General features: G+C 70.5%; 22 protein-coding genes. 14 read left to right on the forward strand and 8 right to left on the reverse strand.

The window, feature by feature from the left end; all coding sequences use genetic code 11:
* From DN069_RS29470 to DN069_RS29500, 7 genes are all read left to right on the forward strand, one after another.
* Window positions 1-371, forward strand: a 371-nt coding sequence (locus DN069_RS29470; protein ID WP_111506109.1) for a roadblock/LC7 domain-containing protein, incomplete at its 5' end; no start/stop codon positions are given.
* A gap of 248 nt (window positions 372-619) precedes the next feature.
* Complete coding sequence (locus DN069_RS29475) at window positions 620-994, forward strand: DUF742 domain-containing protein (protein ID WP_111506111.1); 375 nt, start codon at window positions 620-622, stop codon at window positions 992-994.
* Window positions 975-1,559: a GTP-binding protein gene (locus DN069_RS29480; protein ID WP_111506113.1), complete on the forward strand. Its 585-nt coding sequence runs from the start codon at window positions 975-977 to the stop codon at window positions 1,557-1,559. Before DN069_RS29475 ends, DN069_RS29480 begins: the two co-directional genes overlap by 20 nt.
* 298 nt (window positions 1,560-1,857) lie before the next feature.
* On the forward strand, window positions 1,858-5,163 hold the full coding sequence (locus DN069_RS29485) for a sensor histidine kinase (RefSeq protein WP_243639893.1): 3,306 nt from the start codon (window positions 1,858-1,860) through the stop codon (window positions 5,161-5,163).
* A 15-nt stretch (window positions 5,164-5,178) separates the two neighbouring features.
* Window positions 5,179-5,592, forward strand: a complete 414-nt coding sequence (locus tag DN069_RS29490; RefSeq protein ID WP_111506117.1) for a roadblock/LC7 domain-containing protein — start codon at window positions 5,179-5,181, stop codon at window positions 5,590-5,592.
* A gap of 62 nt (window positions 5,593-5,654) precedes the next feature.
* Complete coding sequence (locus tag DN069_RS29495; RefSeq protein WP_111506119.1) at window positions 5,655-6,233, forward strand: DUF742 domain-containing protein; 579 nt, start codon at window positions 5,655-5,657, stop codon at window positions 6,231-6,233.
* Window positions 6,214-6,810, forward strand: coding sequence for a GTP-binding protein (locus DN069_RS29500; RefSeq protein ID WP_111506121.1), 597 nt, complete (start codon window positions 6,214-6,216; stop codon window positions 6,808-6,810). Before DN069_RS29495 ends, DN069_RS29500 begins: the two co-directional genes overlap by 20 nt.
* 58 nt (window positions 6,811-6,868) lie before the next feature.
* On the opposite strand, the gene cimA is transcribed toward DN069_RS29500, so the two are convergent.
* The 3 genes from cimA to DN069_RS29515 all read right to left on the reverse strand — a co-directional run bounded on the left by cimA (window position 6,869) and on the right by DN069_RS29515 (window position 11,012).
* Window positions 6,869-8,458, reverse strand: coding sequence for a citramalate synthase (gene cimA / locus DN069_RS29505; protein WP_111506123.1), 1,590 nt, complete (start codon window positions 8,456-8,458; stop codon window positions 6,869-6,871).
* Window positions 8,459-8,686: 228 nt separating this feature from the next.
* Window positions 8,687-9,784, reverse strand: a complete 1,098-nt coding sequence (locus tag DN069_RS29510) for a branched-chain amino acid aminotransferase (RefSeq protein ID WP_111506125.1) — start codon at window positions 9,782-9,784, stop codon at window positions 8,687-8,689.
* 181 nt (window positions 9,785-9,965) lie between these two features.
* Window positions 9,966-11,012 carry a 3-isopropylmalate dehydrogenase gene (locus tag DN069_RS29515; protein ID WP_111506206.1) on the reverse strand — a complete coding sequence of 349 codons (1,047 nt, stop codon included), beginning with the start codon at window positions 11,010-11,012 and terminating at the stop codon, window positions 9,966-9,968.
* Window positions 11,013-11,263: 251 nt separating this feature from the next.
* Here DN069_RS29515 and DN069_RS29520 point away from each other — a divergent pair, with 251 nt between their 5' ends.
* The 6 genes from DN069_RS29520 (at window position 11,264) to DN069_RS29545 (ending at window position 20,426) form a co-directional block, all read left to right on the forward strand.
* Window positions 11,264-13,486: a PLL family lectin gene (locus DN069_RS29520; protein WP_165845696.1), complete on the forward strand. Its 2,223-nt coding sequence runs from the start codon at window positions 11,264-11,266 to the stop codon at window positions 13,484-13,486.
* Window positions 13,487-13,580: 94 nt separating this feature from the next.
* Window positions 13,581-16,184, forward strand: a complete 2,604-nt coding sequence (locus DN069_RS29525) for a YfhO family protein (protein ID WP_111506129.1) — start codon at window positions 13,581-13,583, stop codon at window positions 16,182-16,184.
* Between the two features lie 18 nt (window positions 16,185-16,202).
* On the forward strand, window positions 16,203-17,141 hold the full coding sequence (locus DN069_RS29530) for a glycosyltransferase family 2 protein (protein ID WP_111506131.1): 939 nt from the start codon (window positions 16,203-16,205) through the stop codon (window positions 17,139-17,141).
* A gap of 59 nt (window positions 17,142-17,200) precedes the next feature.
* Window positions 17,201-17,539 carry a GtrA family protein gene (locus DN069_RS29535; RefSeq protein WP_111506207.1) on the forward strand — a complete coding sequence of 113 codons (339 nt, stop codon included), beginning with the start codon at window positions 17,201-17,203 and terminating at the stop codon, window positions 17,537-17,539.
* Window positions 17,536-19,131 (forward strand): glycosyltransferase family 39 protein, encoded by a 1,596-nt coding sequence (locus DN069_RS29540; protein WP_111506133.1) that lies wholly within the window; start codon window positions 17,536-17,538, stop codon window positions 19,129-19,131. The genes DN069_RS29535 and DN069_RS29540 overlap by 4 nt, the downstream gene beginning before the upstream one ends.
* 71 nt (window positions 19,132-19,202) lie before the next feature.
* Entirely contained in the window at window positions 19,203-20,426 is a 1,224-nt protein-coding gene (locus tag DN069_RS29545; protein WP_111506135.1) for an acyltransferase family protein, read from the forward strand.
* An 18-nt stretch (window positions 20,427-20,444) separates the two neighbouring features.
* Here the strand turns inward: DN069_RS29545 and DN069_RS40410 are convergent, their stop codons facing one another.
* Window positions 20,445-20,597, reverse strand: a complete 153-nt coding sequence (locus tag DN069_RS40410) for a hypothetical protein (protein ID WP_165845697.1) — start codon at window positions 20,595-20,597, stop codon at window positions 20,445-20,447.
* A gap of 237 nt (window positions 20,598-20,834) precedes the next feature.
* Between DN069_RS40410 and DN069_RS29550 the strand changes: the two genes are divergently transcribed.
* A complete protein-coding gene (locus tag DN069_RS29550) occupies window positions 20,835-21,473 on the forward strand; it encodes a DUF2461 domain-containing protein (protein ID WP_111506137.1) in 639 nt (212 codons plus the stop codon).
* Between the two features lie 24 nt (window positions 21,474-21,497).
* On the opposite strand, the gene DN069_RS29555 is transcribed toward DN069_RS29550, so the two are convergent.
* The 4 genes from DN069_RS29555 to ilvN form a co-directional block, all read right to left on the reverse strand.
* Window positions 21,498-22,205, reverse strand: coding sequence for a methyltransferase domain-containing protein (locus tag DN069_RS29555; protein ID WP_111506139.1), 708 nt, complete (start codon window positions 22,203-22,205; stop codon window positions 21,498-21,500).
* 107 nt (window positions 22,206-22,312) lie between these two features.
* The gene (serA, locus tag DN069_RS29560) at window positions 22,313-23,905 is read right to left on the reverse strand and encodes a phosphoglycerate dehydrogenase (RefSeq protein WP_111506141.1); all 1,593 of its coding nucleotides are present in this window, start codon (window positions 23,903-23,905) and stop codon (window positions 22,313-22,315) included.
* A 309-nt stretch (window positions 23,906-24,214) separates the two neighbouring features.
* Window positions 24,215-25,213 (reverse strand): ketol-acid reductoisomerase, encoded by a 999-nt coding sequence (gene ilvC / locus DN069_RS29565; RefSeq protein WP_111506143.1) that lies wholly within the window; start codon window positions 25,211-25,213, stop codon window positions 24,215-24,217.
* Between the two features lie 113 nt (window positions 25,214-25,326).
* On the reverse strand, window positions 25,327-25,851 hold the full coding sequence (gene ilvN, locus DN069_RS29570; protein WP_111506145.1) for an acetolactate synthase small subunit: 525 nt from the start codon (window positions 25,849-25,851) through the stop codon (window positions 25,327-25,329).
* Window positions 25,852-25,857: the final 6 nt, after the last annotated feature.

Raw genomic sequence — 25,857 nt, forward strand, 5'->3', positions numbered from 1 at the left:
TCGTCGACAACACCCCCGGGGTGTCGCACACCGTGGTGGTCTCCGCTGACGGTCTGCTGCTCGCGATGTCCGAGGGCTTCCCCCGGGACCGGGCGGACCAGCTCGCGGCGGTGGCCTCCGGCCTCACCTCGCTGACCCAGGGCGCGTCCCGGATCTTCGAGGGCGGCAAGGTCTCGCAGACCGTGGTGGAGATGGAGCGCGGCTTCCTCTTCCTCATGGCCGTCTCCGACGGCTCCTCCCTCGCCGTGCTCGCCTCTCCGGACAGCGACATCGGCCTGGTGGGCTACGAGATGGCGCTGCTCGTGGACCGCGCCGGCACGGTGCTGACCCCGGCGCTCCGCGCCGAACTCCAAGGCAGCCTGCTGCACTGACGTGGTGTCGGTTCCGTGAAGGACCGATGAGAGATAGACCACCTCGGCCCGTGAATCCCGACCCGGTCGGTTCTCACGGGCCGTGGGCCCCGTACACTCCGGTGCCACTCCTGCCCGAGGCTTCGGCCCCGGGGAGGACGACCCTCAGGCACCACGAGCAGCACCCCGCAGCACGCCAGGCCCGCAACACGCAGGACCCGCCTCGCCGCGGAAAGCACGACGGCCGCTGCAGCGCACTAGGAGGACCGATGACGACACCGCACGGAGGCCACGGCGGCGCACGCCAGCCGCTGGTGCGCCCGTATGCGATGACGGGCGGCCGGACTCGTCCGCGCTACCAGCTCGCCATCGAGGCGCTGGTGACGAGCACGCCACAGGCCTACCGTTCCGGCACCCTGCTGCCGGAGCACGCGCGGATCGTGAACCTGTGCCGCGAGGTGAAGTCGGTGGCGGAGGTCTCCGCCCTCGTCCCCATGCCGCTGGGTGTCGCCCGCATCCTCGTCGCCGACCTGGCCGAGGCCGGCCTGGTCGCCATCCACCAGCCCGCGGCCGCCTCCGAGACCGGCGGCGCCCCCGACGTCACGCTGCTCGAAAGGGTGCTCAGTGGACTTCGCAAGCTCTAGTCCGGCCATGGCCGCCAGGGCCACCACCTCCGCGAAGATCGTGGTGGCGGGCGGCTTCGGCGTGGGCAAGACCACCCTCGTCGGCGCGGTGTCCGAGATCAACCCGCTGCGCACCGAGGCCGTGATGACCTCGGCCTCGGCCGGGATCGACGACCTGACCCACGTCGGTGGCAAGACCACGACCACGGTCGCCATGGACTTCGGCCGCATCACCCTCGATGCGGATCTGATCCTCTACCTGTTCGGCACGCCGGGCCAGGACCGCTTCTGGTTCATGTGGGACGACCTGGTCCGCGGCGCGATCGGCGCCGTCGTCCTGGTCGACACCCGCCGCCTGGCGGACTGCTTCCCGGCCATCGACTACTTCGAGAACAGCGGCCTGCCGTTCATCGTCGCGCTGAACAACTTCGACGGCTTCGCCACCCACAGCCCCGAAGAGGTGCGCGACGCGCTCCAGTTGGGGCCCGACACACCGATCATCGCCACGGACGCACGACGACGGGACAGCGCCAAGTCGGCGCTGATCACGCTCGTCGAGCACGCGCTGCTCGCCAGGCTGCGCTGAGACCCCCGACGGACGCCGTCACCGTTCCCGAGCCGGGGACGACCGCGCGCTGAACTTTCTATAACGGTTCGGCACGCATTTCCCACCCGGCTCTCACCAGCGGTAGGCGAACGCACACGCTGTGCCCACAGCAGCGTGGACATTCGCCGCCCGTGGGTGTTTATGTCCCATTTACAGCTGGATCCCAACGAACCGGAGGGTGTTTGGCCCAGGCCATTCGCCCGTGCTGAAATGCCAGCCACCGCCGGATGACCCCCGGATGCACGACAAGGCCGCCCCGGCCGAGAGGTTGAGTCGAGTGAGCCACAACGAGGCAGCTCCAGGTGCCGGTAGCGCACCCAAGGTCCGGCCTGCGGGTCGGCTCTCCCTGAGCAATCGCCGCCTGCCCTTCAAGCTGATCGCGATCCTCTTGGTCCCGGTCGTCACGGCACTGGCCTTCGCCGGCCTACGCGTCCAGAGCTCCTACACCACGTGGAAGGCAGCCCAGGACGCGGTGAAGACCGCGCAGATCGTCGAGGCGGCGACCGAGGTCGCACAGGACCTGGACGAGGAACGCGACAGCTCACTGCCGTACCTGATCAAGGGCGACACGAAGAATCCGGTGGTCACCGAGGCCCAGGCGAAGAGCAACGCCGCGATCTCGAACTTCCAGGCGCTGGCTGCGAACGCACCGAACGTGGGTCACCTCCAGGACCGTGTCAAGACGGCCAACGCGGAACTGAAGGGCCTGACCGACCTCCGGAACGGCACCTACCAGACGTACGACACCCAGACCGAAGAGGGATACTCCCACCTTCTGTCCGCGCTCCAGGCTCTCGACAACGAGCTCGTCGTCGGCAACGGCAGCAGCATCAACTCCGACGCCCGCTCCATCTACGCCATCACGCTCACCAAGGACGCGATGTCGGTGGACCGCGCCATCGGCCTGCACATGCTGCTGGAGAAGGTGCCCACCACCAAGGACGAGATCACCGGCCGCCAGAGCCAGATGATCCACCTGTGGAGCTTCCTCTTCCTGGAGCAGGTCGCCGAGAACGAGTTCGACAACGCGGCCGACCCGCAGTTCAAGCAGGCCCTCGCCAACGCGGAGGCCCAGGCGGCGCAGCAGGGCAAGACCCTGGCCACCCAGGCCGCGCAGCAGGCCGCGCAGGCCGGCAAGAGCTACGTGCCTCCGCCGGCCAACATCCAGGACATGGTGAACGACATCGCCAGCGGCTCGCTGAGCAACAAGCAGCTGGCCGCGAAGGGTGTCACCGTCCAGAACTGGACGGCCGTCATGACTCTCTCGTTCAACGCCTTCCGCGGCGTCGAGAAGCAGCTGACCTCCACCTCCGTGCAGCAGGCCTCGGCCGACGCCAACAAGGCCCGCAACGACGCGATCATGAACGGCGCCATCGTGCTCGGCGCCGTCCTGCTGGCCGGCCTGATCAGCGCGATGGTCGCCCGCTCGATGATCCGCAACATGCGCCGCCTGCGGGACGGCGCCCAGCAGATCGCCCAGCAGCGCCTGCCCGACCTGGTGCGTCAGCTCTCCAAGACCGACCCGGGCAAGGTCGACCTGACGGTCGCCCCGATCCAGGTGTCCGGCAAGGACGAGATCGCCGAGGTCGCCCGCGCCTTCGACGAGGTCCACAGCGAAGCCATCCGACTCGCCGCCGAGCAGGCCATGCTCCGTGGCAACGTCAACGCGATCTTCACCAACCTGTCCCGCCGGTCTCACGGCCTGATCGAGCGCCAGCTGGCGCTGATCACGGACCTGGAGAACAACGAGGCCGACCCGGACCAGCTGGAGAACCTCTTCAAGCTCGACCACCTGGCCACCCGCATGCGCCGCAACGGCGAGAACCTGCTGGTTCTCGCGGGCGAGGACGCCGGGCGTACCTGGGGTGAGCCGATCCCGCTGGTGGACGTGCTCCGCGCGGCCGCCTCCGAGGTGGAGCAGTACGAGCGCGTCGAGCTGGCCGGCATACCCGAGACCGACGTGGTCGGTCCCGCGGTCACCGACCTCGTGCACCTGCTCGCCGAGCTGCTGGAGAACGCCACCACCTTCTCCAGCCCGCAGACCAAGGTCCGGGTCACCGCGACCCGCCTGCCCGACCAGCGCGTGCTGGTCGAGATCCACGACAAGGGCATCGGCCTGACCGCCGACGACTTCGCGGAGATCAACGCCAAGCTGGCCGACCCGCCCACCGTGGACGCCTCCGTCTCCCGCCAGATGGGCCTCTTCGTGGTCGGCCGCCTGGCCGAGCGCCACGACGTCCGGGTCCAGCTGCGCCCCTCCGGCGAGTCCGCCGGCACCACCTCGCTGGTCATGCTGCCCGAGCGGCTCACCCAGGTCGGCGCCGTCACGCAGCCCGAGGAGGAGTTCACCGTCTCCCGCATCTACCCCGACTCGGGGCAGGGCGGCGACGCGCAGGGCATGCGCACCGCGAGCGAGCTGGGCTTCGACGACAGCCGCTACGACCGGTCCCTGGAGCCCGGCGACGGTTCGGCCCTGGACTCGGTGCAGCGCTCGCTGCGCCTCGGCCAGCGCCGCCAGCAGGCCGCGCTGGAGTCGGGCGACCCGTACGCCCCCGGCGCCCCCCAGGCTCCGGCCGCGGAGTACGGCGGGTTCGACGGCCAGCCGTACGGCGGCGGCCAGAACCTCGGTGGCCAGAACCTCGGCGGCCAGAACCTCGGCGGTCAGAACCTCGGCGGTCAGAACCTCAGCGGCCAGAACCTCAGCGGCCAGAACCTCAGCGGCCAGAACTTCGGCCAGAGCGCCGGTGGCCGGGACTTCGACGCCGAGTACCGCGCCGAGTTCGGGGCACAGTACGGCGCCGACTCCGGCGGCGGCTACAGCCGTGGTTACGGCGCGGAGGCCCCGACCGGCCACCCGCAGGACCTCGGCCAGGACCGCGGTCACGGCCGGCAGTCGTCCGGCTACCCGGCCCAGGACGGCGGCTACGAGGCCGGTCGCTACACCGCCCAGAACTTCGAGTCCGGCGTCGCCGAACAGGGCGGCTACGGCGCGGAGTACGGCGAGGACACCTACCTGACCCCCGGCTCCACCCCGGGCATGCAGCACTACGGCACCGGCAGCCAGGGGTACGAGCCCGGCCCGGCCCCCACGCAGGGCGCACAGCCGTCCGCCGGGGCCCCCGGCGGCCTGCCGACCCGGCGCCCCGGCGCCGCGCTCGGCGGCAACGCCATCGGCGCCCGGGAGACCGGCGAGCGCCCCAACTGGTTCACCGGGGCCAAGGAGTCCGGCCAGACCACCAGCGCCATGCCGGTCATGCCGCCCGCGAACGGCCGCCCCGCGGCCGCGCTGCCGGCGGCCGGCCCGGCCGGATCCGCGGCCCGGGAGACCAGCGACGGCGGCACCACCACGGCCGGTCTGCCCCGGCGCGTGCCCCGCCAGAACCTGCTGCCCGGTCAGATCCAGGACCCGGACGCCGCAGGCAACCCCGATCCGACGTCGTCGCAGCCCCAGCTGTCCCGCTCCCCCGAGGAGGTCCGGGGCAGGCTGACCAACCTGCGCCGCGGCATCCAGCAAGGACACAACGCGGGCGACACCCCCCACCAGGGCTCTGGCCCGTACGGCACCAACCCCCAGGAGCGTTGATCCAAGATGAGTCAGATGAGCCAGGCGGCCCAGAACCTCAACTGGTTGATCACCAACTTCGTCGACAACACCCCCGGGGTCTCGCACACCGTGGTGGTCTCGGCTGACGGTCTGCTGCTCGCCATGTCGGACGGCTTCCCCCGCGACCGGGCCGACCAGCTCGCCGCCGTCGCCTCCGGCCTCACCTCGCTGACCCAGGGCGCGTCCCGCATCTTCGAGGGCGGCAAGGTCACCCAGACCGTCGTGGAGATGGAGCGCGGCTTCCTCTTCCTCATGGCCGTCTCCGACGGCTCCTCCCTCGCTGTGCTCGCCTCTCCGGACAGCGACATCGGCCTGGTCGGCTACGAGATGGCGCTCCTGGTCGACCGAGCCGGTACGGTGCTCACTCCGGCGCTCCGCGCCGAACTGCAGGGCAGCCTTCTGCACTGAAACGGCGTCAGCTGACGCCGAAGCGAACCACGTCCGCACCATTTCGACTGTGAGGAGGAACCGTGACACCGCCCGAGGACCAGAACGGCCAGTACGGCGCTGCCTATCCGGGAACAGGCCATGACGCGTTCGGCGGTCCCGCCGGCGGCTACGCCCCGGCTCCTGGGTACCCCGGTTACCACCAGGCGCCCCACGCCGGGCAGTCCGGCTACTGGCAGGACCAGCAGCCGCAGGAGTGGCAGCAGCAGTCCGCACCGCACAACGGGCGCCCGCAGGCGCCGGTCGAGCCGGAGCCGGACGAGGAGCCGCTCATCCGCCCGTACGCGATGACCGGCGGCCGGACGCGTCCGCGGTACCAGCTCGCCATCGAGGCGCTGGTGTCGACCACGGCCGCCCCGGAGCGGATCGGTTCGCTGCTGCCCGAGCACCAGCGCATCTGCAGCCTGTGCAACGACATCAAGTCGGTCGCCGAGATCTCGGCGCTGCTGTCGATGCCGCTCGGTGTGGCCCGCATCCTCGTCGCGGACCTGGCCGAGTCCGGCCTCGTCGCGATCCACCAGCCTGCCGCCGGGGGCGAATCCGGCGGAACGCCTGATGTGACACTGCTCGAAAGGGTGCTCAGTGGACTTCGCAAGCTCTAGGCCGACTGCCCCGGCCGCGACCGGGGGCCGCAGCACGACCTCCGCGAAGATCGTGGTGGCGGGCGGCTTCGGCGTGGGCAAGACGACCCTCGTCGGCGCGGTCTCGGAGATCAACCCGCTGCGTACCGAGGCCGTGATGACCTCGGCCTCGGCCGGGATCGACGACCTCAGCCACGTCAGCGGCAAGACGACCACGACGGTCGCCATGGACTTCGGCCGCATCACCCTCGACGAGGACCTGATCCTCTACCTGTTCGGGACTCCGGGCCAGGACCGCTTCTGGTTCATGTGGGACGACCTGGTCCGCGGCGCGATCGGCGCCGTCGTGCTCGTGGACACCCGCCGCCTGGCGGACTGCTTCCCCGCGATCGACTACTTCGAGAACAGCGGCCTGCCGTTCATCGTCGCGATCAACGCCTTCGACGGCAGCCAGACCCACACCCCGGACGAGGTCCGCGAGGCCCTCCAGCTGGGCCCGGACACCCCGATCATCACCACGGACGCCCGCCGCCGTGACAGCGCCAAGTCCGCGCTGATCACCCTGGTCGAGCACGCCCTGCTCGCCCGCCTGCGGTAAGTCGCCGAACAGCCGAAAGGGGCGCGAGGAACCCTCCTCGCGCCCCTTCGGCGTTTCGTCAGGGATTCAGGCCGGCGCGCACGAGACCGAAGGTGTAGGCGTCGTCCAGGGCCTGCCAGGAGGCGCCGATGACGTTCTCGGCGACGCCGACCGTGGACCAGGTGGACTCGCCGTCGGTGGTCTCGATGAGGACGCGGGTCTTGGAGCCCGTGCCGTGCTGGCCCTCCAGGATGCGGACCTTGTAGTCCGTCAGTTCCAGCTTGGCCAGCTGCGGGTAGAAGCGGCCCACGGCGGCCCGCAGCGCGGCGTCCAGCGCGTCGACGGGACCGTTGCCCTCCCCCGTGGCGACGAGGCGCTCACCCTTGGCCCAGAGCTTCACCGTGGCCTCGTTGGCCGTCGAGCCGTCGGCCCGCTGCTCGGCGATCGCGCGCCAGGACTCGAGGGTGAAGAAGCGGTCCTGCGCGCCCTGCACCTCGGCGCGGAGCAGCAGTTCGAAGGAGGCGTCGGCGGCCTCGAAGGTGTAGCCGGCGAGCTCCTTCTCCTTGACCCGGTCGACCACGCGGCCCGCCAACTCACGGTCGGTGGACAGGTCGTAGCCGAGCTCCCGGCCCTTGAGCTCGACCGAGGCGCGGCCCGCCATGTCGGAGACGAGCATCCGCATGGTGTTGCCCACCAGGGCCGGATCGGTGTGCTGGTAGAGGTCGGGGTCGACCTTGATCGCCGAGGCGTGCAGGCCGGCCTTGTGGGCGAAGGCTGAGACGCCGACGTAGGGCTGGTGCGTGGAGGGGGTGAGGTTGACGACCTCGGAGATCGCGTGCGAGATCCGGGTCATCTCCGCCAGGCGGCCCTCCGGCAGCACACGCCGGTCGTGCTTCAGCTCCAGCGCGCCGACGACCGGGAAGAGGTTGGCGTTGCCGACCCGCTCGCCGTAGCCGTTGGCGGTGCACTGCACGTGCGTCGCGCCCGCGTCCACCGCGGCGAGGGTGTTGGCGACGGCGCAGCCGGTGTCGTCCTGGGCGTGGATGCCCAGGCGCGCGCCGGTCTCGGCGAGGACGTCGGCGACGATCTCACGGACGCCGCCGGGCAGCATGCCGCCGTTGGTGTCGCAGAGCACCACGACGTCGGCGCCGGCCTCGTGCGCGGCGCGGACGACGGAGAGGGCGTAGGTGCGGTTGGCCTTGTAGCCGTCGAAGAAGTGCTCGCAGTCGATGAACACCCGCTTCCCCTGGGCGCGCAGGTACGCGACGCTGTCGCGGACCATCGCGAGGTTCTCGTCCAGCGTGGTGCGCAGCGCCAGGTCCACGTGCCGGTCGTGGGACTTGGCGACCAGGGTGACCACCGGTGCGCCGGAGGCCACGAGCGCGCGCAGCTGGGCGTCGTCCTCCGCGGTGCCGCCGGCTCGCCGCGTCGCGCCGAAGGCGACCAGCTGGGCGTTCTCCAGCTTGAGTTCGGTCGCGGCCCGGGCGAAGAACTCGGTGTCCCGCGGGTTGGCGCCCGGCCAGCCGCCCTCGATGAAGCCCACGCCGAACTCGTCCAGGTAGCGGGCGATGGCGAGCTTGTCCGCGACGGTGAGGTTGATGCCCTCGCGCTGCGCGCCGTCGCGCAGCGTGGTGTCGAAGACGTGGAATTCGTCGGAGAGGGAACTCATGGCCGGGGATCTCCTGTCGGCGGGGGCTGCTCGTTGAACGAAAAAGACCCCTCGCGGGATGCGAGAGGTCTGCACGCTGGCTGGTTCTGCTTCCGAGAACTCAGGCCGGCGCGCTGCAGCTAATAATCAGTGCGAGCTTGGGCACGTTCGCAGTCTGGCACACAATCCACAGGACGGGCCGCGCATCTTGGGATACGAGATACGCGGCCGTCCTCGTAGTCGGCGGGGTCAGACGATCGGGTGCATCCAGCCGTGGGTGTCCTCGCGCCGACCGGTCTGCAGCGCCAGCAGGGTCTCGCGCAGCTTCATGGTGACCGGGCCGGGCTTGCCGTCGCCGACCTGCCAGTCGCCACGGGCGGACTTGACCGAGCCGACCGGGGTGATCACGGCGGCGGTGCCGCAGGCGAAGACCTCGGTGAGCGCGCCGGAGGCGTTGCCCTCGCGCCACTCGTCGGTGGAGATCTTCCGCTCCTCGGTGGCGTAGCCGAGGTCGCCGGCGATGGAGAGCAGCGAGTCGCGGGTGATGCCGGGCAGCAGCGAGCCGGACAGCTCGGGGGTGACGACCTTCGCGTTCTCGCCCTCGCCGAAGACGAAGTAGAGGTTCATGCCGCCCATCTCCTCGATCCAGCGGCGCTCCACGGCGTCCAGCCAGACCACCTGGTCGCAGCCCTGCTCGGCGGCCTGGGCCTGGGCGACCAGCGACGCGGCGTAGTTGCCGGCGCACTTGGCCGCGCCGGTCCCGCCGGGGGCGGCACGGACGTACTCCTCGGAGATCCACACCGAGACCGGCTTGACGCCGCCGGGGAAGTAGGCGCCGGCCGGGGAGGCGATCAGCATGAAGAGGTACTCGTTGGCCGGACGCACGCCCAGGCCCACCTCGGTGGCGAACATGAAGGGGCGCAGGTAGAGGCTGGCCTCCTCCTGGGTCGGCACCCACGCCTGGTCCTGGTTGACCAGGGCCTCGACGGCGCCGACGAACAGCTCCTCGGGCAGCTCCGGCATGGCCAGGCGCGCGGCGGAGGCCTGGAAGCGGCGGGCGTTGGCCTCGGGACGGAAGGTCTGGATCCGACCGTCGGCGGTGCGGTACGCCTTCAGGCCCTCGAAGATCGACTGACCGTAGTGGATGGTCATGTTGGCGGGGTCGATCTCCAGCGGGCCGTAGGGCACCAGCTGCGCGTCGTGCCAGCCCCGGCCCTCGGTCCAGCGGATGGTCACCATGTTGTCGGTGAAGAAGCGACCGAAGCCGGGAGAGGCCAGGCGGGCCTCCCGCTCGACGGCGGGAAGCGGGTGAGCCGAGGGCTTGAGCTCGATAGAGAGGGAGGTCATCGACGTTTGTCCTTCACCGTGTCGTCTGGTCGGGGTGCTCGGCGGGGGCGAGTCCCCACGGTCGATAGTCGCACCGATCGGGTTGCGAGCGACAGCCAGGTGGTGTGGTGAGGAGCGCAAACGCGCAGCACCGGGCCGTCGCCGGCCCGGTGCTGTGGTTGAGGCAGAGGGAGCCGGCGGGTCAGCCGGCTACTCGGGCGGCGAGCGCGTCGCCGATCTCCGAGGTGCTGCGCGGCGCCGCGAGGGCGGCGCGCTCGGCCAGGTCGGCGGCGACGGCCACCTCGATCTTCGCGGCCTCCGCGGCGTAGCCGAGGTGGCCCAGCAGCATGGCGACCGACAGGATCGTGGCCGTCGGGTCGGCCTTGCCCTGGCCGGCGATGTCCGGGGCGGAGCCGTGGACCGGCTCGAACATGGACGGGAAGGCGCCGGAGGGGTTGATGTTGCCCGAGGCGGCCAGGCCGATGCCGCCGGTGACGGCCGCGGCGAGGTCGGTCAGGATGTCGCCGAAGAGGTTGTCGGTGACGATCACGTCGAAGCGCTCGGGCTGGGTGACGAAGAAGATCGTCGCCGCGTCGACGTGCAGGTAGTCGGTGGCGACCTCGGGGTACTCGGCGGCGACCGCGTCGAAGATCCGCTTCCACAGGTGACCGGCGTGGACCAGCACGTTGTTCTTGTGGACCAGCGTCAGCTTCTTGCGCGGGCGCGCCTGCGCGCGGGCGAAGGCGTCGCGGACGACGCGCTCGATGCCGAACGCCGTGTTGAGGCTGACCTCGGTGGCGATCTCCTGGTCGGTGCCGGTGCGCAGCGAGCCGCCGTTGCCGACGTAGGGGCCCTCGGTGCCCTCGCGGACCACGACGAAGTCGATGTCCGGGTTCCCCGCCAGCGGGGAGGCGACGCCGGGGAAGAGCTTGCCCGGGCGCAGGTTCACGTGGTGGTCGAAGGCGAAGCGCAGCTTCAGCAGCAGCCCGCGCTCCAGCACCCCGGAGGGAACGGACGGGTCGCCGATGGCACCCAGCAGGATCGCGTCGGCGCCCTTGAGCTCCTCCAGCACGCTGTCCGGCAGGGTCTCGCCGGTCGCGTGGTAGCGGCGCGCACCGAGGTCGTACTCGGCGGTCTCCACCTTCACGTCGGCGGGGAGGGCCGAGGTAAGGACCTTCAGCCCTTCGGCCACGACCTCCTGGCCGATACCGTCACCAGGGATCACTGCGAGGCGGAGAGTGCGAGACATGTCGTCGACCATACTCCGCGCGTCCATCAGCTGACATCGACTGTCCGCGATACGGACCGCGCGGAGGCACGGAACCAGAACGTGTTCCTGGGCGTCCTTCCGGTGAACACCGCGTAAGGGGCGAAGAAACCTGCTCTTACCGCATGCTCTTGCACGTCTGGTCTATCGTGCAGCGGCAACCTTTAGGCAAGACGAGCGACACCCAAGCCGGAGTTGGTAGGGCTCCCCCCGCGATGAGGAACATTCAGGAGATGGCACCCATCACCCGCCGTCAGGCTCTGTGGCTGACCGGCGGCGCCGCCGCCACGGTGCTGGGGGCCGCGGGGGTGTGGCAGCTGATGCCCTCTGACTCGAGCCCCACGGACAACTCCGGCGGTGGCACCGGGACCGCCCAGAAGGCCGGGGATCTGCACGCCGCGTCCTATGTGCACGTGATCGCGCACGCGGACGACGGCCTCTTCTTCCACAACCCCGATCTGCGGCTCGCGATAGCCTCCGGCGCGCCCGCCGTCACCGTCTGCCTCACCGGCGGCGAGTCCGACGGCGTGAACGAGCCGCTGATCCTGCGCCGCAAGGACAAGGGGAAGAAGTTCCCGTCCAACCGCGCGAACTTCGTCCGGGCCCGGATGAACGGCCTGCGCGCCGCCCACGCCTACATGGCGACCGGCCGCTGGGACGCCCCCTGGACGATCGACACCGAGGAGCTGGTCCCCGGCTTCCAGGTCGAGAAGAACACGCTGCGGGACTTCCCGAACGTCAAGATCTACTGGATGGAGCTGCAGGAGGCGCGGGCGCTGGTCGCCCCGCGACCGGTCAGCCTGCGCGGCCTCTGGGTCGGTGCCACGGCGACCCTGCCCACCCTGCTCCCCACCGAGAGCCCGGTCGAGGGCCAGTACGCCTACAGCCGGCAGAACCTGATCGACAGCCTGGTCAGGATCTTCAGCCAGTACAACCCCACCGTGGTGCGCACCCTGGACCCGAGCCCGATCCACCGGCCGGCCCAGGACCCGAACTTCGACAACGGCAAGGGCGGGCCCCCGGTGCCGTCACTGCGGCTCCCGGAGTACCTGGACCACCAGGACCACACCTACGCCACCTACTTCGCCCAGCAGGCGCTCAACGAGTTCTGGGCGGCGGCGAAGACCACCCAGCACACCTCGGTCGAGCACTACCGCGGCTACATCAACGCGAACCTGCCCAACAACCTCGGCCCGGTCCTGCTCGGCCCGAAGCAGGAGGCCACCCAGCTGTACTCCTGGAGCGACGACCGCGACTGCGGCGACCCGGCCGGCTGCGGCGACCTCAAGGTCAGCACCTACGCCAGCGGCCCCTGGTCCCGCTCGACCCGCACCACCGCGCCCGGCTCGACGGACTGGGTCGCGCAGCTGAGCGACGGCCGCCTGGCCGCGTTCGCCCTGGTGAACGGCGGCGCAGTGGTCTGGACGGAGCGCCGGGCAGGCCAGGACGACTGGAACGAGCCGATCCGGATCCCCGGCAACGGCCTCTTCGGCGAGATATCCGCCGTCCGGCGCCCGGACGGCAAACTGACGCTCTTCGCGGTGCGCACGACGCTGGCGCAGGACGCCACCAAGCAGTTCCGCGAGGTGGTCACCTGCGCGCAGACCGGCTTCGACGCGCAGCAGGCGCCGACCTTCGGCGCCTGGCAGAGCCTCGGCTCGCCGGAGAACGACCCGCTCAAGTCGATCGAGATGGGCTTCCCCTCGGTCCTGGCCGACGGCAACGGCACCATCACCATGGTGGTCCGCAACTGGGCCGGCTCGATCAGCTACCGCCAGCAGCCCGCGAACGGCGCCTGGTCCGGCTGGACCTCCGTCGCTCCGCCGCCCGGCTCCGGCCCGGCCCCGAGGCAGCCCTGGGTCGGTGTCCAGGACGGCCTCGGCCTGGCCGCGACCCCCGACGGCAACCTGCACGTCTTCGGCGCGGCGACCACCGCCGTGGTGCAGTGGTCGACCAACGGTCCGGGGACCCCGCTGCGACCGGGCCAGCCGACGGGCCTGCCCGCCTCGTGCACCCCGGTCTCCGCGCTGGCCCTGCAGGACGGCACGATCCGGCTGATGTACCGGGAGCCCAACAGCGCCCAGGTGATCGTCGCGGACCTGCCGCAGGGCAGCCAGAGCTGGCGGGTCACCGACACCCTGGACACCGTCGGCGGCTACGGGCGCGTCGTCGGCGTCGAGGTGAACCCGAGCAGCACGCCGGGCCTGGTCCTGGCCACCCGGAACAACCTCGGCGGGGTCTCCGTCGCGGCGGCCTCCGGGGTCCCGGCCAGCTGGGCCGACGGCAACCGGTTCCACGTCCACGTGCCCGGCATCGCCCTGGACGCGAAGGGGCGCGCGGTGGTCGTCGCCCTGGGCTCCGACGGGACGCTGAGCTCGATCCGCAAGACCAGGGCGAGCGCCGACTCGCCGCTGACCCAGTGGCCCACCGCCGCACCGATCAGTCATTCGAATTGAGCACTCCGGTAGGCTTCGGAGTTCGGCCCGTGAGCGCGCGCCGTCGGCGTGTCGCCCACACCCGTGTCAAGCGCAGGAAGCAGGTAGGCAAGAGGTGTCCGCCACCGCCGATTCCACGACCGAGGCGAGCGGCATAACGGGAGCGCCCGACGCGGCGACCTCCCCCGTGCCGACGCTGCGGCCCCGGACGGAGCTGCTGGCCGGTCTGCTGGCCGCGGTTCTCGCCATGCTCGCCTACTGCGTCGCCATGGCCGCCCGCGGCACCTACCCCTTCGGCTCGCGCGGCCGCGCGATCAACGACCTGGGCAACCAGTTCGTGCCGTTCCACGCCCACCTGTGGGACCTGGCGCACGGCGCCGCCCCCGGCGACCTCTTCTACAACTGGAACAGCGCCTTCGGCGTGCCGTTCCTGGGCGACGCCTTCACCTACCTGGCCAACCCGTTCTCGTGGCTGACCGTCGTCTTCCCGCGCGACATGGTGGACCTGCCGGTCTTCCTCACCACGCTGCTGAGCATCGGGCTCGGCACCGGGCTGATGACGCACTACCTGGGGCGCCTGCGTCCCGGCTCGCCGTGGCTGCGGGCGCTGCTGGCCGTCGGCTTCGGCCTGTGCGCCTGGGCCGTCAACGACGCCTCCCCCGACCCGATGTGGTGCTGGGGCCTGGTCTCGGTGCCGCTGATCGGCATCGCGGCGGACTGGGCGCTGCAGGGCCGCCGCTGGGTGCTGGGCTCGCTGGCGGTCGCGCTGTGCTGGTTCGGCAACTTCTACACCGCGGCGATGGCCACCCTGGCGATCGGCCTGGTCACTCTCGTCCGCGTCTTCCTGCGCGACGAGGACCGCCGGGCGAAACTGCTGGGCCTGGCGCGGGCCGCCGGGATGGTCGTGGTCGGCGTGGCGCTGGCCGCGCCGGTGCTGCTGGTCTCGCTGAACGCCAGCAAGTCCGCGGCACCGATGCCGGACACCACGCTGAAGATGACGTCGATCGTCGACCAGGTCGCCATGCTGCTGCCGGCCTCGCGCTACAGCACCTCGGTGCCGAACATCGCGGTCGGCATGCTCGGGCTGATCCTGCTGCTGACCTTCCCGTTCGTCCGGCGCGTGCCGGTGCGCGAGCGGGTGGCCTGGCTGGTCATGCTCGCCGTGACCTGGGCCTCGATGATGCTCCCCGCCACGCTGATCCTCTGGCAGGGCGGCGCGAAGCCGAACGGCAGCCCGTTCCGTGACGTCTTCGTCTTCAGCGCGATGACGATCATGGTGGCCTGGCTGGCGCTGAGCCGCCGCCCTCAGCCCAGGGAACTGCTGGGCGGCACCGGCCTGCTGCTCGTGGTGGTGCTCTGCGCGGCCTTCGGCCCGGTCTCGCAGCACCACGGCTCGCAGGAGTACGTGTGGATCACGCTGGCCCTGTGCGGCGCGCTGACCCTCGGCGGACTGCTGGCGCTCAACTTCACCCGCGGCAAGACCGGCCCGACCCGCGCCGTCGGCGCGGTGCTGGCGTTCTCCGTCCTCGCCTGCGGCACGCTGTCCGTCTACGCCATCGACACGCTGCGCGACCGGGACCGGCCCTTCTTCACTCCGCACGCCACCGTGAACAGCCAGACCAAGGCGGCCAGGGCGGCACTCGCGGCCACCAACGACTTCCCGGTCTCACGGACCGACCCCGGCCCGCACCTGTTCGTCAACAACGACTCCGAGCTGCTGAACGGCCAGGGCGCCGACTACTACAGCAGCTACACCCCGCAGCAGACCGCCGAGGCCCTCGGCGCGCTGGGCTTCCCGTACACGATGGCCGGCCGGCACGTCTTCAGCCCGTCCGACCCGGCCTCGCGCGCGATCTTCGGCATCACCTCCTACCTGGAGACCGACAAGACGAACCCGAACGGCTTCGTCCAGCGGCACCAGGCGGCCTCGCCGCTGCTCACCGTGCACGGCGCCGCGCCGGCCGGCAAGGCGGCGGTCAACCCCTTCGCCAAGATGAACGACCTGCTCGGCGCGGACGTGTGGACCGTCCCCACGCTGACGCAGACCCGCGGCCCGGCGGCGACCCAGCACGCCGACGGCAGCATCACCGTGCCCGCGCACGCCAAGGGCTCCGCCTTCCCGACCTTCACCGCCACCGGCTGCACCGTCGGCGCCCCGGTCTACGTCAACACCGCCTTCGCCGCCGGCACCCTCCAGGTGAACGGCCAGACGGCGGACCTGGCCGGCACCTACCCGATGACCAAGGCGGGCCTGCGCCAGGTCGGCACCGTCGGCGCCGACGGGAAGATCTCGCTGGCGCTCGGCTCGTTCAAGGAGCAGAAGCTCCCCGCGGGCGTGCTGGGCTGCCTGGACACGGGCAGGCTCGACGGCGCCGTCGCCGCACAGAAGGCCGCCGCGCCGACCGACCTCAAGGTCGGCGGGCACGGCTTCAGCGCCACGCTCCCCAGTGGCAGCACCGGCTACGCGGTCATGGCCACCACCGTGCGCGACGGCTGGAGCTGCACGGTCGACGGACGCAGCGTCAAGCCGGTCGACTACGACGGCCTCTTCGGGATCCCGCTGGGAGCCCACGGGGCCAAGAACCTCTCCTGCTCGTACACTCCCCCCGGGCTCAAGTCCGGCCTCGCCGGCACCGGCGTGGGTCTGCTCGGGCTGCTCTCCCTGCCCGGCTACGCCTGGCTCCGTCGCCGCTCCACTCTCCCCCGCGCCCGCGCCTGATCCGACCCGGAATCGCCCATGAGACTGTCGATCGTCGTCCCCTGCTACAACGAGGAAGCCGTCCTCGCGCTGTTCGACGCCAAGATCCGGGAGACGCTCGACGAGCTGCCGCTCGAGTACGAGCTCTGCTACGTCGACGACGGCAGCCGTGACGGGACCCTGAACCAGCTGCGGATGCTGGCCAAGGACAACCCGGAAACCACCAAGTACGTCTCCTTCAGCCGCAACTTCGGCAAGGAGGCCGGCATGCTGGCCGGCCTGAAGGAGTCCACCGGCGACGCCGTCGTGCTGATGGACGCCGACCTGCAGCACCCGCCGGCGCTGATCCCGCGGATGCTGGAGCTCTACCAGCACGGCCACGACCAGGTCATCGCGCGGCGCTCCCGCGAGGGCGACAAGTTCGTCCGGACCGTGTTCAGCAAGCTCTACTACCGCCTGATCAACCGCGTGGTCGACGTCGAGCTGACGGACGGCGTGGGCGACTTCCGTCTGCTGTCGCGTCAGGCCGTGGACGCGCTGCTGTCGCTGCAGGAGTACAACCGCTTCTCCAAGGGCCTGTTCTCCTGGATCGGCTTCGACACCGTCACCTTCGACTACAAGAACGCGAGCCGCGAGGCGGGCGAGACCAAGTGGCGCTTCAGCTCGCTGCTGAACTACGCCATCGACGGTCTGATCTCCTTCAACAACCGCCCGCTGCGTCTGGGCATCCACGTAGGCCTGCTGCTGACCGCGCTCGCGGCGGCCTACGCGGCGATCATCACCATCCTGGCCATCGTCAACGGGATCACCGCGCCGGGGTATGTCACCCTGATCGTGGCGATCGTCGGCCTCGGCGGCCTGCAGATGGCCATGATCGGCCTGGTCGGCGAGTACATCGGCCGGATCTACTACGAGACGAAGCGACGCCCGCACTACCTGGTCAAGGAGCGCGCGGGGGATCGGCTGGACCGGCGGTGACGACCTTGACCACGGCGCGCGTGGACCGCAAGGACCTCTGGCAGATCATCAAGTTCGGCATGGTCGGCGGCGTCAACACGGCCACCTTCTACGGCTGCTACCTGCTGCTGCACCCGCACATGCCGTACTTCCTGGCCTACACGCTGGCGTTCGTGATCAGCATGGTCGGCTCGTTCTTCATGAACACCTACTTCACCTACCGGACCAAGCCGACCTGGGCGAAGTTCATCCGCTTCCCGCTGACCAACATCACCAACTACGTGATCACCAGCGTCGGGACGGTCGCGCTGGTCAGCGGCGTCGGCATGAACAACAAGATCGCGCCGCTGGTCGCGGCCGTCGTGGCGATCCCGTTCACCTTCGTGCTGTCCCGGAAGATCCTCACGAGGACGGCATGACACAGCAGGTCGAAGCCGGGTCCATAGCCACCGGCGGGACCCGGCCCGGGAGTGCGGCCACGGCCGGGGCGAGGCGCCTGGCGACCGTACCGGTCTGGGTCTGGCCCGCCGCGCTGACCCTGGTGCTGACGCTCTGGCAGATCGGCCGGCCGCAGCTGTGGCGGGACGAGAACGCCACCTGGAGCGGGGTGAGCCGCAGCTTCGGCGAGCTGCTGCACCTGCTCGGCAACGTGGACGCGTCCACCGGCGCCTACTATCTGGTGCTGCACACCTGGACGCAGGCCTTCGGGCTCTCCGCCGTCGCCATGCGGGTCCCGTCCGCGCTGTTCATGACCGTGGCCGCCGGGGCCGTCGCCTGCGTCGGCCGCCGCCTCTTCGGCGGCGCGGCCGGCCTGTCCGCCGGTGTGCTCTTCGCCCTGCTGCCCACCGTCTCGCGCTACGGCCAGGAGGCACGCGCCTACGCGCTCGTCGTCATGGCCGCGGCTCTGGCGACGCTGCTCCTGCTGCGCGCCCTGGAGCGCCCCGGCGTCACCCGCTGGGCCCTGTACGGGGTGGCGGCGGCACTCACGGGCGCCGCGCACCTGGTGGCGCTCACGGCGCTGCTCGGCCACGCCGCCGCGGTGCTGCTGCACGTGCGCCGCACCCGCTCGTGGAAGCCCGCCGTGGGCTTCGGCGTCACCGTGGCCTGCGTGGCCGCCGCGCTCTCCCCGCTGCTGCTGCTCAGCCACGCGCAGGTCGGCCGGCAGCTCTACTGGGTGCACCACCCCGACCTCACCCGCCCGTGGTCCACCTTCGGCGGCCTGGCCCAGGCCCTGGTCGGCTCGACCGCCGGGGCCGTGGTGCTCGCACTGTTCGTCCTGGCCGGGCTCTGCGTGGTCCGCGGGCGGGGCCCGGCACCGGCCGTCGCCGCCGCCGGTGCGGTGCTGCCGATCCTGGCCGTGGTGGTGGTGTCGGAGTTCGGCACCTCCTACTTCCTGGCCCGGTACCTGCTCTTCACGCTGCCCTGCTGGGCGGTTCTGGCCGGGGCCGGCCTCGCCGAGATCGGCCGCCGGGCGGCCCGCCCGCTGCCCGCCCTGGCAGGCCGGCGCGGGGTGGCCCTGGTCGCCGCCTGCGGCCTGGCACTGACCGGTGCGGTCACCCTGCACGACCAGCACGAGCTGCGCGGCTTCCGGGCCCACGAGTGGATCAGCTACCCGCTGCGGCCGCTGGACACCTACTTCTCCTACCAGGGCGCCGCGAACACGATCCTCGCCCACGCGCGCCCGGGGGACGGCCTGGTGTACGTGGCCTACTGGGGCGACATGATCGACCTGGGCGTGGACTACTACCTCGGCTCCCACGAGAGCTCGCTCGACCAGTTCTTCATGGCCCGCACCCCGCAGGCGAACGGCACCTACCGGCCGACCTACTGCAAGAACCCGGCCACCTGCGTCACGGGCGCCCCCGACCGCGTCTGGCTGGTCCGCCAGACGTCCGGCTTCACCCACCCCGGCGTTCCGTTCGACGCGCAGCTGGCGGTGCTGAAGCAGCAGTACCGGGTGGTGCACACCTACCGCCTGTCCCGGGTGGACGTCACGCTGCTGCAGCGCTGATTTGGGGCGCAAAACGTACGAATGGGAAGCGGCCGTAAGGTGAACATCCCGATCCGGTATATCGTCTCCGGGTGCAGACCTCAGCAGCGCCCCGCCGCCTGATACACCACAGCGGGGACACCGGCCGATCGGCGACGCGCCTCGACGCGCTGACCAGCCTGCGGTTCTTCGCCGCGTTCGCCGTGTTCGTGCACCACTTCAACGGCTTCGCGAAGAACGGCGGAGTCGCCCGGGTGCCGCTGCTGTACCCGTGGTCCACGATCGGCGCGCACGGGGTCACCTTCTTCTTCGTGCTCTCCGGCTTCCTGCTCACCTGGAGCTGGCGTCCCGGGCGGCAGAGCCTCGGCGGCTACTACTGGCGTCGCTTCGGGCGGATCTGGCCGGCCCATCTGGTCGCCACGATCCCGGCGATGCTGCTCTTCTACGACATCGGCTGGGGCTCGGACCACACCAACCTGCTCTCCACCGTCTCCTCGCTGTTCCTGCTCCAGACCTGGTTCCCCGGGGTGCAGCCCACCCTGCCCGGCAACCCGGTCACCTGGACGCTCAGCGTCGAGCTGCTGTTCTACGCGCTCTTCCCGTTCTTCGTCCGCTGGTTCGGCCGGCTGCGCACGCGCACGCTGATGCTGGTCAGCGGGGCGGGGCTGACGGCCATGTGGGCGGTGGACGTGTGGGCCTACTACCAGGCGCCCACCATGGAGTCCTGGATCCTGCGCACGCCGGTGGTCTATCTGCCGGAGTTCGCCCTCGGCATGGCGTTCGCCTTCGCGATCCGTCGCGGCTGGCGGATGCGGCTGCGCCCGTGGGTGGTCCTGGTGGCACTCGCCGCCTACGTGCCGGTGTACGCGCTGCACGCGGTCGGCCCCTACGGCTTCTACGGCATCCAGATCGAGGCGAGCGTGCGACCGACCGTCGCGGTGCTGTCGGTGCTGCTGATCGCCGCCTTCGTCCAGCGCGAGCTGGAGGGCCGCCGCGGGCTGCTGCACTGGCGGCCGCTGGTACTGCTCGGCGCCTGGTCGTACTGCTTCTACCTGGTGCACCAGCTGGTCATCCAGGCCATGTACGACATGGGCCTGTGGCAGCCCGCGGGCAACCGCAACATCTGGATCCTGCTGGTGACCTCGGCGATCGGCACCTTCTTCGCCTGGGCGCTCTACACCTTCGTCGAGGAGCCGGCCCGCAAGTGGTGGTCCGCGCGGGTGCCCCGCGCGGTGGAGAACTGGCGCAGGCCGGAGCCGAGCGGCCCCGCCGTCGCCGTCGAGCGGCCGTACACGCGGGACCGCGTCAGCTCCTGAGGTCCTGGACGTGAGGTCCTAGACGGCGGCCGGGGTCTGCGTGTGCAGCTCGTGCCCGGTGGCGCCGCCGTTGTCGCGGCGGTCCAGCGCGCGCTGCAGCGCGGCGGCGGCCTGGGCGCGGTCCTTGGCGGTGGCGGAGGTACGACGGGTACGCGTCTTGACAGCGTGCATGGGGAGACTCCTGGGGAGAGAGTACGGTCCGGTTTCTGGTGGGGATGCGGGCCGGACAGGGGTCTCCTGCGCGAAGGCCGAGCCGGACATGGCCGTGGATACGGCAGACCATCCGACTGCTTGCCATTTCACGTTACGACAAGGTTCTCCAACTGTCTCCACAGATACTTGGATTTCCTACTATCCGAGACGGGCGATCGGTCGGCGCCGTGCGCAACCGGGGTCTAGCCTCGGACTATGAGCTTCCAGGGTTGGCCGGCCGAGGCCCTCGAGTTCTACGAGGGCCTCGAGGCGGAGAACAGCAAGGAGTACTGGACGTCCCACAAGGACGTCTACGAGCGCTGCGTGCGGGAGCCGATGGAGGCCCTGCTGGAGGAGCTGGCGCCCCGGTACGGGGAGGCCAAGATCTTCCGCCCCAACCGGGACATCCGCTTCTCGGCGGACAAGTCCCCGTACAAGACCCACATCGGGGCGGTCCTGGAGCACGGCGGCTACGTCCAGCTCTCCGCCGACGGCCTCGGCGCCGGCAGCGGTTGCTACCAGATGGGGCCGGGCCAGCTCGCCCGGTACCGGGAGGCCGCGGCTGACGAGAAGTCAGGCAAGGCCCTGCTCTCCGTCATCGCCAAGCTGACCCGGGCCGACATCGAGCTCATGTCCCACGACCGCCTCAAGTCCGCGCCGCGTGGCTACCCGAAGGACCACCCGCGCATCGAACTGCTGCGCAACAAGAGCCTGGTGGCCTGGCAGCAGTGGCCGGTCGAGCCGTGGCTCGGCACACCGGAGGCCAAGACCCACGTGGCCGGCTTCCTGAAGGCGACCCGGCCCCTGGGCGACTGGCTCGCGGAGCACGTGGGCCCGGCGGACGACCGGCCCTGAGCCAGGCCGTAGACCGCGCGGCCCTCAGCCGGCCGGGGTCTCGACGGGCTGCTTGGGGCGGCCGCAGTCGGGACGCCCGGGGAGCGGCTCGGGCAGCGGGGTCCTCTCGACACCACCGATCCGGTTGGCCCACCAGACGGTCAGCTCGCGGACCGCGAAAAGCGGAATCCTCGGGTATTTATTGGTCTTGCGGAAGACGCCGACCGTGTCGCCCCAGTAGGCGTTCTTGGCGTCGATCTCGCCGTACTGGTGCCAGATTCCGTTCTTCGGCGGGAAATCCGTGAACGCCTCACGCAGTTCGAGCCCGGAGAAGGCGGCCATGGCCCGGTAGCCGTCCGGGTAGTACCGCCAGCAGTCCTGCGCGTCGTGGACGTGGCCGCGCGAGGGCGCGGTGATGAAGGCGTGGCCGCCGGGCTTCAGGATGCGGGCGATCTCCAGCATCGAGGCCCAGAAGAACGGGATGTGCTCGAAGGCCTGGCCGGAGAAGACGTAGTCGGCACTCGCGGACCGCACCGGGATCCGGTACGGCTTCTTCATCACCCGGTCGACGTTCGGCCCGTCGAGCACGTCGACGCCGATGTAGTCGATCTCGTGCTCGGCGAGCAGGGCGCGGTGCGTCAGCGTCTGCTTCGGGGAGATCCGGGAGCCCAGGTCGACCACGCGGTGGCGGCCCTGCGGCGGCATGTACTCCTTCACGCACAGTTCCATGTGTTCGTAAGCAGACCTGTGCATGGCGCCCCAATTCACAACAGCTGAACAGTACGGACCGAGCAAGTGCACAGCATCCAACAGAGAGCCCCGCCGGGACAAGGTCCCGGCGGGGCTCGACTTCGCTGCGATCAGGCCGAAAGGTTCACGCTACGAGCGAACTTGGCGCCGATCTCGGCGGTGATCTCGGCCAGCAGGTCCTGCGGGATCTCGCTGTCGACGGTGAGCGAGACGAGCGCGTCGCCGCCCTCCTCGTCACGGGAGACCTGCATCCCGGCGATGTTGATGCCGGCGTCACCCAGCAGCTTGCCGAGGGTGCCGACGACGCCCGGGCGGTCCTCGTAGCGGAAGAAGCCCATGTGGTCGGTGAGCGCGACGTCCACGTCGAACTCGTTGACGCCGACGATCTTCTGCTGGCGCTTCGGGCCGGTGAGCGTGCCCGCCACCGAGATCTCGCGGCCGTCGTTCAGGGTGCCGCGGACGGTGATGACGTTGCGGTACTCCGGGCTCTCGCTCAGCGTGGTGAGGCGCACCTCGAGGCCGCGCTCCTGGGCGAAGAGCGGGGCGTTGACGTAGGAGACCGTCTCCGCGACGACGTCCTCGAAGACACCCTTGAGCGCGGACAGCTCCAGCACCTTCACGTCGTGCTGGGTGATCTCGCCGCGCACCTCGACGTCCAGGCGGACGGCGACCTCGCCGGCCAGCCCGGTGAAGATGCGGCCCAGCTTCTCGGCCAGCGGCAGGCCCGGACGGACGTCCTCGGCGATGACGCCGCCCTGGACGTTGACCGCGTCCGGCACCAGCTCGCCCGCGAGGGCGAGACGCACCGAGCGGGCGACGGAGATGCCGGCCTTCTCCTGCGCCTCGTCGGTGGAGGCGCCCAGGTGCGGGGTGGCCACGACGTTGTCGAAGCCGAAGAGCGGCGAGTCGGTGCAGGGCTCCTTGACGAAGACGTCCAGGCCCGCGCCGGCGACCCGGCCCTCCTTGAGGGCGGCGGCCAGCGCCTCCTCGTCGACGATCCCGCCACGGGCGGCGTTGACGATGCGGACGGTCGGCTTGACCTTGTGCAGCGCCTCGTCGCCGATCAGGCCCACGGTCTCCGGGGTCTTCGGCAGGTGGACGGTGATGAAGTCGGAGACCTCCAGCAGCTCGTCCAGGGTGAGCAGCTTGACGCCCATCTGCGCCGCGCGCGCGGCCTGGATGTAGGGGTCGTAGGCGACGATCTTCATCCCGAAGGCGGACATGCGCTGCGCGACCAGCACGCCGATCCGGCCGAGGCCGACGACGCCGAGGGTCTTCTCCGCCAGCTCGACGCCGGTGTACTTGCTGCGCTTCCACTCGCCGCCCTTGAGGGCGTGGTTGGCGGCGGGGATGTGACGGGCCGTCGACAGCAGCAGGCCGCAGGCGAGCTCGGCGGCGGTGACGATGTTGGAGGTCGGCGCGTTGACCACCATGACGCCCGCCTTGGTGGCGGACGGGACGTCCACGTTGTCGAGACCGACGCCGGCGCGGGCGACGACCTTGAGCTTCTTCGCCGCGGCGATCGCCTCCGCGTCCACCTTGGTGGCGGAGCGGATCAGGATCGCGTCCACGTCCGCGATCGCGGGCAGCAGCTCGGCGCGGTTGGCGCCGTCGCAGTGGCGGATCTCGAAGTCCGGGCCGAGCGCGTCGACGGTGGCAGGAGAGAGCTCTTCAGCGATGAGAACTACAGGCTTGCTGCTCACGACAGTTGTCCTTACTGTCCGGTGTCCCCGAAGCCGTGCGATGGGGGTGGCACCCGCGTTGCGGCGGTGACGGCATGGAGGGGGAGGGTGGCATGCCGCGTTGGAGACGCACGACGCTGTGAGCCTGACGCGCAGATTGAGTCTATCGGCGGAGGCGCATCCGCCAGGCGCCCCAGCGGAAGAATCACCCGCCGGGGACCGTACGATCCGTACAACAAGAGGTGCGCGGCGCAGCCGCCCGAACAAGGGTGGTGGTGGGCGACGGGCGGGCGGGGGCGGTCCGCAGACCGCCCCCGCGGACAAGGCGGCTTACGCCTCCTCGTCCACCCAGCTCATCAGCTTGCGGAGCTTCTTGCCGGTGGTCTCGAGCAGGTGCTCGCTGTCGGCGTTCTTGTACTCGTTGTACTTCGGCAGACCCGCCTTGTACTCGGCGATCCAGGTGTTGGCGAAGGTGCCGTCCTGGATCTCGCCGAGGACCTTCCTCATCTCGGCCTTGGTCTGGTCGGTGATGATGCGCGGGCCGGTGACGTAGTCGCCCCACTCGGCCGTCTCGGAGACGGACCAGCGCATCTTCTCCAGGCCGCCCTCGTACATGAGGTCGACGATGAGCTTCAGCTCGTGGAGGCACTCGAAGTAGGCGATCTCGGGCTGGTAGCCCGCCTCGACCAGGGTCTCGAAGCCGGCCTTGACCAGGGCGGCGGTGCCACCGCAGAGGACGGCCTGCTCGCCGAAGAGGTCGGTCTCGGTCTCCTCGGTGAAGGTGGTCTTGATGACGCCGGCGCGGGTGCCGCCGATGCCCTTGGCGTAGGACAGCGCCAGCTCCAGGGCCTTGCCGGTGGCGTCCTGCTCGACGGCCACGATGCACGGAACGCCGCGGCCCTCCTCGTACTGGCGGCGGACCAGGTGGCCCGGGCCCTTCGGGGCGACCATGCAGACGTCGACCTCGGCCGGGGGCTTGATGAAGCCGAAGCGGATGTTCAGGCCGTGACCGAAGAAGAGGGCGTCGCCCGCCTTCAGGTTCGGCTCCACGACCTCCTTGTAGACGTCGGCCTGGATCGGGTCCGGCACCAGGATCATGATGACGTCGGCCTCGGCGGCGGCCTCGGCCGGCGTGACGACGCGCAGGCCCTGCTCCTCGGCCTTGGCGCGGGACTTGGACTCGGGCAGCAGGCCGACGCGGACGTCGACACCGGAGTCGCGCAGGGAGAGCGCGTGCGCGTGGCCCTGGCTGCCGTAGCCGAGGATGGCGACCTTGCGGCCCTGGATGATGGACAGATCGGCGTCGTCGTCGTAGAACAGCTCGGCCATCGCTGGCTTCTCCTTGCGGGATGGATTCCTTGGGGACACCGTACGCGCGATCACTTGCGCGGACGGTCGGGTCTCAACAGGTGAGATGAGCGTCTCACCGGTATTCGGGCAGCTCAGGCGCTGCGTTCGACCGCTCGCAGGGAGCGGTCGGTAATGCTGCGGGCGCCGCGACCGATCGCGACCATGCCGGACTGGACCAGCTCCTTGATGCCGTAGGGCTCCAGCATCTTGAGCATGGCCTCCAGCTTGTCGCTGCTGCCGGTGGCCTCGACGGTGACCGCGTCCGGGGAGACGTCGACCGTCTTGGCCCGGAACAGCTGGACGATCTCGGTGACCTGGCCGCGCGTCTCCGCGTCGGCCCGGACCTTGACCAGGACCAGCTCGCGGCGGACCGCCGCGTCCGGGTCCAGCTCGACGATCTTTATCACGTTGATCAGCTTGTTCAGCTGCTTGGTGACCTGCTCCAGCGGCAGGTCCTCCACGTTGACGACGATCGTCATGCGGGAGATGTCCGGGTGCTCGGTCGGCCCGACGGCCAGCGAGTCGATGTTGAAGCCGCGCCGCGAGAACAGCGCCGCGATCCGGGCCAGGACGCCCGGCTTGTTCTCGACCAGGACGGAGAGGGTGTGCTTGGACATGGCTTT

It is taken from the genome of Streptacidiphilus pinicola, assembly GCF_003258295.1.
GTDB classification, from domain to species: Bacteria; Actinomycetota; Actinomycetes; order Streptomycetales; family Streptomycetaceae; genus Streptacidiphilus; species Streptacidiphilus pinicola.

What these genes read in the sequence shown, in the direction of transcription:
- DN069_RS29475 (WP_111506111.1), top strand. Translation starts at nt 620, where the DNA reads ATGACGACACCGCACGGAGGCCACGGCGGCGCACGCCAGCCGCTGGTG.
- DN069_RS29490 (WP_111506117.1), top strand. Translation starts at nt 5,179, where the DNA reads ATGAGCCAGGCGGCCCAGAACCTCAACTGGTTGATCACCAACTTCGTC.
- cimA (WP_111506123.1), bottom strand. Translation starts at nt 8,458, where the DNA reads ATGAGTTCCCTCTCCGACGAATTCCACGTCTTCGACACCACGCTGCGC.
- DN069_RS29510 (WP_111506125.1), bottom strand. Translation starts at nt 9,784, where the DNA reads ATGACCTCCCTCTCTATCGAGCTCAAGCCCTCGGCTCACCCGCTTCCC.
- DN069_RS29515 (WP_111506206.1), bottom strand. Translation starts at nt 11,012, where the DNA reads ATGTCTCGCACTCTCCGCCTCGCAGTGATCCCTGGTGACGGTATCGGC.
- DN069_RS29520 (WP_165845696.1), top strand. Translation starts at nt 11,264, where the DNA reads ATGGCACCCATCACCCGCCGTCAGGCTCTGTGGCTGACCGGCGGCGCC.
- DN069_RS29530 (WP_111506131.1), top strand. Translation starts at nt 16,203, where the DNA reads ATGAGACTGTCGATCGTCGTCCCCTGCTACAACGAGGAAGCCGTCCTC.
- DN069_RS29535 (WP_111506207.1), top strand. Translation starts at nt 17,201, where the DNA reads ATGGTCGGCGGCGTCAACACGGCCACCTTCTACGGCTGCTACCTGCTG.
- DN069_RS29540 (WP_111506133.1), top strand. Translation starts at nt 17,536, where the DNA reads ATGACACAGCAGGTCGAAGCCGGGTCCATAGCCACCGGCGGGACCCGG.
- DN069_RS40410 (WP_165845697.1), bottom strand. Translation starts at nt 20,597, where the DNA reads ATGCACGCTGTCAAGACGCGTACCCGTCGTACCTCCGCCACCGCCAAG.
- DN069_RS29550 (WP_111506137.1), top strand. Translation starts at nt 20,835, where the DNA reads ATGAGCTTCCAGGGTTGGCCGGCCGAGGCCCTCGAGTTCTACGAGGGC.
- DN069_RS29555 (WP_111506139.1), bottom strand. Translation starts at nt 22,205, where the DNA reads ATGCACAGGTCTGCTTACGAACACATGGAACTGTGCGTGAAGGAGTAC.
- ilvC (WP_111506143.1), bottom strand. Translation starts at nt 25,213, where the DNA reads ATGGCCGAGCTGTTCTACGACGACGACGCCGATCTGTCCATCATCCAG.
- ilvN (WP_111506145.1), bottom strand. Translation starts at nt 25,851, where the DNA reads ATGTCCAAGCACACCCTCTCCGTCCTGGTCGAGAACAAGCCGGGCGTC.